The 6,602-nt window shown below is 72.3% G+C and carries 9 protein-coding genes, 1 tRNA gene and 1 rRNA gene; 3 read left to right on the forward strand and 8 right to left on the reverse strand.

Features of this window, described 5'->3' with window-relative positions:
- Positions 1-13: 13 nt before the first annotated feature.
- Positions 14-1,369, reverse strand: a complete 1,356-nt coding sequence (gudD, locus tag ACW9J6_RS33540; RefSeq protein ID WP_457120663.1) for a glucarate dehydratase — start codon at positions 1,367-1,369, stop codon at positions 14-16.
- A gap of 123 nt (positions 1,370-1,492) precedes the next feature.
- Entirely contained in the window at positions 1,493-2,392 is a 900-nt protein-coding gene (locus ACW9J6_RS33545) for a LysR substrate-binding domain-containing protein (RefSeq protein WP_457120664.1), read from the reverse strand.
- A gap of 205 nt (positions 2,393-2,597) precedes the next feature.
- On the opposite strand from ACW9J6_RS33545, the gene ACW9J6_RS33550 reads away from it, so the two are divergent.
- Together ACW9J6_RS33550 and ACW9J6_RS33555 are read left to right on the forward strand one after the other, a co-directional pair.
- The gene (locus tag ACW9J6_RS33550; protein ID WP_457120665.1) at positions 2,598-2,915 is read left to right on the forward strand and encodes a type II toxin-antitoxin system TacA family antitoxin; all 318 of its coding nucleotides are present in this window, start codon (positions 2,598-2,600) and stop codon (positions 2,913-2,915) included.
- A complete protein-coding gene (locus ACW9J6_RS33555; RefSeq protein WP_457120666.1) occupies positions 2,912-3,433 on the forward strand; it encodes a GNAT family N-acetyltransferase in 522 nt (173 codons plus the stop codon). The genes ACW9J6_RS33550 and ACW9J6_RS33555 overlap by 4 nt, the downstream gene beginning before the upstream one ends.
- 27 nt (positions 3,434-3,460) lie before the next feature.
- On the opposite strand, the gene ACW9J6_RS33560 is transcribed toward ACW9J6_RS33555, so the two are convergent.
- Positions 3,461-4,783: an MFS transporter gene (locus tag ACW9J6_RS33560; RefSeq protein WP_457120667.1), complete on the reverse strand. Its 1,323-nt coding sequence runs from the start codon at positions 4,781-4,783 to the stop codon at positions 3,461-3,463.
- Positions 4,784-5,022: 239 nt separating this feature from the next.
- On the opposite strand from ACW9J6_RS33560, the gene ACW9J6_RS33565 reads away from it, so the two are divergent.
- Entirely contained in the window at positions 5,023-5,268 is a 246-nt protein-coding gene (locus ACW9J6_RS33565) for a hypothetical protein (protein WP_457120668.1), read from the forward strand.
- 22 nt (positions 5,269-5,290) lie between these two features.
- Here ACW9J6_RS33565 and ACW9J6_RS33570 read toward each other — a convergent pair whose 3' ends face one another.
- The 5 genes from ACW9J6_RS33570 to rrf form a co-directional block, all read right to left on the reverse strand.
- A complete protein-coding gene (locus ACW9J6_RS33570; protein ID WP_457120669.1) occupies positions 5,291-5,416 on the reverse strand; it encodes a hypothetical protein in 126 nt (41 codons plus the stop codon).
- A gap of 160 nt (positions 5,417-5,576) precedes the next feature.
- Positions 5,577-5,789 (reverse strand): hypothetical protein, encoded by a 213-nt coding sequence (locus ACW9J6_RS33575; protein ID WP_457120670.1) that lies wholly within the window; start codon positions 5,787-5,789, stop codon positions 5,577-5,579.
- 71 nt (positions 5,790-5,860) lie between these two features.
- Positions 5,861-6,256: a hypothetical protein gene (locus tag ACW9J6_RS33580; RefSeq protein WP_457120671.1), complete on the reverse strand. Its 396-nt coding sequence runs from the start codon at positions 6,254-6,256 to the stop codon at positions 5,861-5,863.
- Positions 6,257-6,344: 88 nt separating this feature from the next.
- A tRNA-Met gene (locus tag ACW9J6_RS33585) sits at positions 6,345-6,421 on the reverse strand.
- 91 nt (positions 6,422-6,512) lie between these two features.
- Positions 6,513-6,602: ribosomal RNA gene (gene rrf, locus ACW9J6_RS33590) — 5S ribosomal RNA — on the reverse strand; the annotation flags it as partial.

Here is a 6,602-nt window from a genome sequence, read left to right on the forward strand (position 1 = left end):
TGCTCCGTTCGCGTCAGCGCACCAGGCAGGGGCGCTTGGGGTCGAAGGTCCAGCCGGGGATGAGGCACTGCATCGCCGCCGCGTCGTCGCGGGCGCCGAGGCCGTGGCGCTGATAGAGGGAATGCGCCTCCTCGACCGCCGCCCAGTCGATCTCGATGCCGAGGCCGGGCCGCTCCGGCACCCGCACGAGACCGCCGCGGATCTGCAGGGGCTCCTTGGTGAGCCGCTGCCCGTCCTGCCAGATCCAGTGGGTGTCGATGGCCGTGACCTTGCCGGGCGCGGCCGCGGCCGCGTGGGTGAACATGGCGAGGGACACGTCGAAGTGGTTGTTCGAGTGCGAGCCCCAGGTCAGGCCGTGGTCGCGGCAGGTCTGGGCCACCCGCACGGCTCCGGCGAGCGTCCAGAAATGCGGATCGGCGAGGGGGATGTCGACGGCGCCGAGCTGGAGGGCGTGCACCATCTGCCGCCAGTCGGTGGCGATCATGTTGGTGGCGGTGGGAAGCCCGGTGGCGCGGCGGAACTCCGCCATGACCTCGCGGCCCGAGAAGCCGCCTTCCGCCCCGCAGGGATCCTCCGCGTAGGCGAGCACGTGGCCCTGCCCCTTGCAGAGCCGGATCGCCTCGTCGAGGGACCACGCCCCGTTCGGGTCGAGGGTGACGCGGGCCTCGGGGAAGCGCGCGTGGATCGCCGTCACGGCGGCGATCTCCTCCTCGCCGGAGAGCACCCCGCCCTTGAGCTTGAAGTCGTTGAAGCCGTAGGCCTCGTGGGCGGCCTCGGCGAGGCGCACCACGGCCTCGGGCGTCAGCGCCTCCTCGTCGCGTAGCCGCCGCCAGCCGTCGCGGGCCTCCGGCTCGCGGTAGGGCAGGTCCGTCCGGCGGCGGTCGCCGACGTAGAACAGGTAGCCCAGCATCTCGACCGCGTCGCGCTGCTGGCCCTCGCCCAGGAGGGCGGCCACCGGCACGTCGAGGAACTGGCCGAGCAGGTCGAGGAAGGCGGATTCCACCGCCGTGACCGCGTGGATGGTGATGCGCAGGTCGAAGGTCTGAAGGCCGCGCCCGCCCGAATCGCGGTCGGCGAAGCGCGCCCGCATGGCGGCGAGCACCCGGTTCCAGGCGCCGAGCGGCTGGCCGAGGACGAGGTCGCCCGCCTCCTCCAGGGTGCGGCGGATGCCCTCGCCGCCCGGCACCTCGCCGAGGCCGGTGGCGCCGGTCGAGTCGGTGAGGACCACGAGGTTGCGGGTGAAGAACGGCCCGTGCGCGCCCGAGAGGTTCAGCAGCATGCTGTCGCGGCCGGCCACGGGGACGACCCGCATGGCGGTGATGGTCGGCGCGCGCGACAGGCCGTGCGAGCGGCTGGCCGAATTCTCCATGGCGTGCTCCCTCCGGGCGGCGTCTCACGCGCCGCCCCGACACCGTTCTAGGCCCGTCCGGCGATGCGCGTCCAAGCCAAAGGCTGAATGGATCGATGTTGCGGGCGCATGGGCGGGACGCCGTCAGGCCGGTGGCGCGTGCGCCCGCGCCGCCACGAGGCGGACCAGCCGCGCGATCAGCGGGTTGTCGTGGTCGCGTCGCCACGCGAGGACGAGTTCGACGGGACGCGGCTGCGGGAGGGCGAGGGGGCGGTAGGCGACGCCCGCGAGGCGCAGGCCCTCGGCGGCCTGCGGCACCAGGGCGAGGCCGAGCCCCGCCCGCACCAAGGCCAGGATCGAGTGGATCTGGGCGAGCTGCTGGACGGTGCGCGGCTGCACCCGCGCCTGCGCGAACAGGCCCGCGGTCAGGTCGTAGAAGTAGTGCGCCTCGTGGGGGGCGTAGCCGATGAAGGGAACGCGGTCGAAATCCGCGAGCGTGAGGCCGGCCCGCTCCGCCAGCGGATGACCCTCGGGAAGGGCCGCGACCAGGGGTTCGGCCCGGGCACCGACGGCATCGAGTTCGGGATGGGTCACCGGCGGGCGCACCAGGGCCGCGTCGATGCGGCCGGCGAGCAGGTCCTCGATCTGGTCCTTGGTCACCATCTCGCGCAGGCTGAGCGCGACGTCCGGCAGGGCGGCGCGGCAGGCGGTGACGAGGTCGGGCAGGAAGGCGTAGGCGGAGGCCGCCGTGAAGCTGAGCTTGAGGGTGCCGGCCCGGCCCGCCGCGACCTGCCGGGTGACGTGGGCGGCGGCCTCCGAGAGCCGCAGGATGCGCTGGGCCTCCGGCAGGAAGCTGCGCCCGGCCGCCGTGAGGCGGACGGAGCGGCTGGAGCGTTCGAGGAGCTGCGCGTCGAGGATGCGCTCCAGCACCTGGATCTGCCGGGACAGGGGCGGCTGGGTCATGCCGAGGCGGGAGGCCGCGCGGCCGAAATGCAGCTCCTCCGCCACGGCGACGAAGCAGCGGATCTGGCTGAATTCGATCACACCCGCCTCCGGCCCCCCGCCGGGGCGCGCCCGGCCGCACTCCTACGATAGCCCGGATGTCCGGCCCGAGAAGAGCGGATCGGGCACGGAGGGTCACGCCCGGGTGCCGCCCACGCGCGCCGCGGGAGTTCCGCATCGGGTTGCGGGGAGGATGGGAAAGTGCCGGCAAAGGGCCGTCCATGAGGGAGCGGATGCGGAGGCAGCCATGGCTCACGGACGACGGCAGGAGAAGGCGCCGGCGACCCGGCGCCGGGCGGAACGGCTGGAAGCCCGGGTGACGGCGGAACAGAAGGCCCTCATCGCGCACGCGGCGGCGCTGGAGGGGCGAAGCATCACCGATTTCGTGTGGGCGAGCGTCAGGGATGCCGCCAAGCGCGCGATCAAGGAGCACGAGATGATCGCCCTCAGCGTGAGGGATTCCCAGGCCTTCGCGGACGCGTTCCTCAATCCTCGCGAGCCGGGGGCCAGGATGCGGGAGCGTGTCGCGCGCTACACGGCCTTGGTGGATGACGGGGAGAGATGAGCCTCGCGAGGCCCGTCATCGCGCTTCTCGACACGGCGCAGCACGATCGCTCCGGCTTCGCGTGTGGCGTCGAGGCGCGCGACCGCTCCCTGAGATCGCAGGCGGGCCAGGACGCCCGCCGCCACATCGCGGCGCCCTACGTCCTGCTGGAGCCGCCATCCCCTGCCGGGGTCGGCTTCTCCACGCTCGCGAACACGTCGCTCCGCGCGGCGGAGCTGCCCGCTTCACGCGTGACGAAGCTCCCCCGCTACCCGCTCCTGCCCGCCACGCTCCGCGGCCGCCTGGCCGTCGACGCGGAGCGCCGCGGGCGCGGCTTCGGCACGCTCCTTCTCCTCGACCCGCTGCGGCGGTGCCTCCGGAGCGAGACCGCCTCCCTGGCCGTCGTCGTGGATGCGAAGGACGAGGTGGCCGCCGCCTTCTACGAGCGGCATGAATTCCTGCGGCTGCCCGATCAGCCCAACCGCCTCTTCAAGCCCATGAGCGAAATCGAGAGGCTGTTCGATCGGCCCGCATCGTGACGGTGGGTGCAGCCGCGCGACGGGGCGTCAGCGCAGCTCGACGCGGCGGATCTCGCCGACCACCACGAGGTAGCAGAGCACCGCCACCAGGGCGTTGAGGCCGACGAACACCAGCGCGCCGTCGAAGGAGCCGGTCGTCTGCACGATGTAGCCGATCACGATCGGCGTGGTGATCCCGGCGGTGTTGCCGAAGGTGTTGAACAACCCGCCGCTGAGACCGCCGGTCTCGCGGGGCGAGGTGTCGGAGACGACCGCCCAGCCGAGCGCCCCCACGCCCTTGCCGAAGAAGGCGAGCGCCATCAGCCCGACCACCACCGCGTCCGCCCGGACGTAGTTGCAGCCGATGATGCTCATGGAGAGCAGCATGCCGCCGACGATCGGCACCTTGCGGGCGACGGTCAGGGAGTGGCCGCGGCGCAGCAGCGCGTCGGAGATCCAGCCGCCCAGGATGCCGCCGGCGAAGCCGCAGAGGGCCGGCAGCGCGGCGGCGAAGCCCGCCTGCAGGATCGAGAGCCCGCGCTCCTTCACGAGGTAGACCGGGAACCAGGTCAGGAAGAAGTAGGTGAGCGTGGTGATGCAGTACTGGCCGACATAGATGCCGAGGAGCATGCGGTTGCCGAGCAGCTGGCGCAGGGTGGCGCCGACCGCGCGGGGCGCGGCGCCGGCCCGTCCGTCCATGTCGAGGAGGGCGCCGCCGGCCTCGATGTAGTCGCGCTCCGCCCGGTTGATCGCCGGGTGGTCCTTGGGGCCGTGGACGACCTGAGTCCAGAGGAGCGCGAAGGCGATGCCGAGCGCGCCCATCACCGTGAAGACGTGGTGCCAGCCGAATTCGTGCACGATCCAGCCCATCAGGGGGGTGAACAGGACGGTGGCGAAGTACTGGGCGGAGTTGAAGAAGGCCGAGGCGGTGCCCCGTTCGCTCGCCGGGAACCAGGCGGCGGTGATGCGGGCATTGGCCGGGAAGGCCGGGGCCTCGGCGACGCCGACGCAGAAGCGCAGGGCGAACAGCGTGGCGACCGCTGCGAAGCCCGTGAGCCACCCGACGAATCCCTGCATCAGGGTGAAGGCCGACCAGAGCAGGATCGCCCCGGCATAGACCGTCTTGGCGCCGTAGCGGTCGAGGAGCCAGCCGCCGGGAAGCTGGGCGAGGACGTAGGACCAGGCGAAGGCCGAGAAGACGTAGCCCATCGTGACCGCGTCGAGGCCGAGATCCCTGGCGAGGGCCGGCCCGGCGATCGAGACGGTGGCCCGGTCGGCGTAGTTGATGGTGGTGGCGAGGAACAGCATCGCGACGATGCCGAGCCGCACGCGGCTGCGCCGCGCCGCGGCCACGGTGAGGCCGGCACTCATGGGGCGTTCTCCCGAGGAGGGGGCCGCCGGGCCCTCGGCGCGGCGGACATCGGCCGTTCTCTCGCCCATCCGGGGCCGCGGCCGTCTGTCCGATCACCCTAGGGTCGTCCGACCGATGCGGTCCAACTCAAAGGCTGGATGGTTCGATGCCGGTCGCGCATGGATGGCGGCGGCTTGCACCCGGCCGGCCGCCGATGGATGCTGCGCCCGTCGGCGTGGCGCAGCATGGAGGAACGGGCATGATCCGGCTGATGGTGGCGGCGCTCCTGGCGACCGGAAGCGTCGCCGCGGCCGCGGCGGGCGAGTCCCCAGTCCGGCCGCGCCGGGACGGCGACATGAACTCCGCCTTCGTGCCGCCGCGGGCCGAGCCCGGAACCGCGCGCGGGCCGGAGCGGCGCCGGCCACCCCCTCCCCCTCTGCCCCACATGTCGACGGGCCAGGCCGGCGGGCTGCTGACGCGCGGCATCTGCATCGGTTGCCTGTGAGACGGTGTGCGCCCGCGCGCCGTCACCCCAGGATGAAGCGCGCGGTGCGGATCGCGACCCAGCCGAGGCAGGCCGTCCAGACAATCCGGCAGCCCTCCCGGAAATTCGTCCCTTCGCGCGCCGCTACGCCCTTCACGTACGCCACCATGGCGGCTTCTCCCGTCCCGTTCCGCAGGTCCATCCGTTCACGTTTGGTGTACCGGATGCGTAAAATCTTATTAACATCTCGGCGAACCGGGCGGAATGCAGGACGAAGTCTCAGGTTCTATTAAGCATAACGTTTCGTTAAGAGAGGCAAGGCGCGGCCGTCAGCTCAGGTAACCGGCCGTCCGAAGGTCCTCCTCGATCGCGGCCAGGAGCGGTCGATCCGGATCGTCATTCTGGGCCAGGGGCGGCCGCAGCGGCTCGACCGGCGGGAAGTCCATCGGCGGCGGCTCCCCCGCCCCGTCGAGGCCGGGGTCCGGTGCGTCGTCGAGGCCGATCCTCTTGCGCAGGGCGGTGGGGATGATCCTGGCGATCATGGCGGGGTCCGGATGCGTCTCCCGTCAGAACGCCGCAAGGTCCCCGCGTGTTGCGGCCCGGCCTTCGCGCGTCAGAGCAAATCCGATCCGTCGAGCCAAGCCGGATCGAGCAGCGGCTCCGGCGCGGCGGGCGCGGGTGCGGGCTCCTCGCCCCGCACCAGCCGCTCCACCTCGCCCCGATCCCGCTCGCGCAGCTCCTCGGACAGGAGTTGCAGATAGGTGGCGGCGGCGGAGGCCCCGAACAGATCGGCGAAGCGCTCGTGGGCGACCCAGGCCATCGTCTCGAGCACCGCCTGGGGCGGGCTCCCCCGCGCGATCGCCGCGTCGAGCACGGCCCGCCAGGCCTGGCCGAGCTGCGCGCGCAACTCCTGCGTGTCGTCGATGGGGGGCGGCTCCTGCGTCGTCACGCTCTCGTCCTGCGGGATCGCCGCCGGCGCGCGATCGGCCGCCGACGGGGTCTCGACCATCGCGCCGGGAGTCGCGCCGTGTCAAATCGGCAGGGGGCCCCGAACGACGAAGCCCCCGCCCTCTTGCGAGGGCGGGGGCTTCGGAAACTGGTTGCGGGGACAGGATTTGAACCTGTGACCTTCAGGTTATGAGCCTGACGAGCTACCGGGCTGCTCCACCCCGCGACGGACACCGGGGCTGAGGCCGGTGCGGTCGCTGATCGTGACGAGGGACTGCGTGGCGAGCGCTTGGGGCTCGCTGACCTGATCTTGGCAGGTCTGGCGGTGACCGACTCTCCCGTGCCTTAGGACACAGTACCATGGGCGCTGGAGGCTTTCACGGCCGAGTTCGAGATGGGATCGGGTG

This window comes from Methylobacterium sp. JK268, assembly GCF_054052225.1.

Coding starts and splice junctions, on each gene's coding strand:
- gudD (WP_457120663.1), bottom strand. CDS start 1,369: ATGGAGAATTCGGCCAGCCGCTCGCACGGCCTGTCGCGCGCGCCGACC.
- ACW9J6_RS33550 (WP_457120665.1), top strand. CDS start 2,598: ATGGCTCACGGACGACGGCAGGAGAAGGCGCCGGCGACCCGGCGCCGG.
- ACW9J6_RS33555 (WP_457120666.1), top strand. CDS start 2,912: ATGAGCCTCGCGAGGCCCGTCATCGCGCTTCTCGACACGGCGCAGCAC.
- ACW9J6_RS33560 (WP_457120667.1), bottom strand. CDS start 4,783: ATGAGTGCCGGCCTCACCGTGGCCGCGGCGCGGCGCAGCCGCGTGCGG.
- ACW9J6_RS33565 (WP_457120668.1), top strand. CDS start 5,023: ATGATCCGGCTGATGGTGGCGGCGCTCCTGGCGACCGGAAGCGTCGCC.
- ACW9J6_RS33570 (WP_457120669.1), bottom strand. CDS start 5,416: ATGGTGGCGTACGTGAAGGGCGTAGCGGCGCGCGAAGGGACGAATTTC.
- ACW9J6_RS33575 (WP_457120670.1), bottom strand. CDS start 5,789: ATGATCGCCAGGATCATCCCCACCGCCCTGCGCAAGAGGATCGGCCTC.
- ACW9J6_RS33580 (WP_457120671.1), bottom strand. CDS start 6,256: ATGGTCGAGACCCCGTCGGCGGCCGATCGCGCGCCGGCGGCGATCCCG.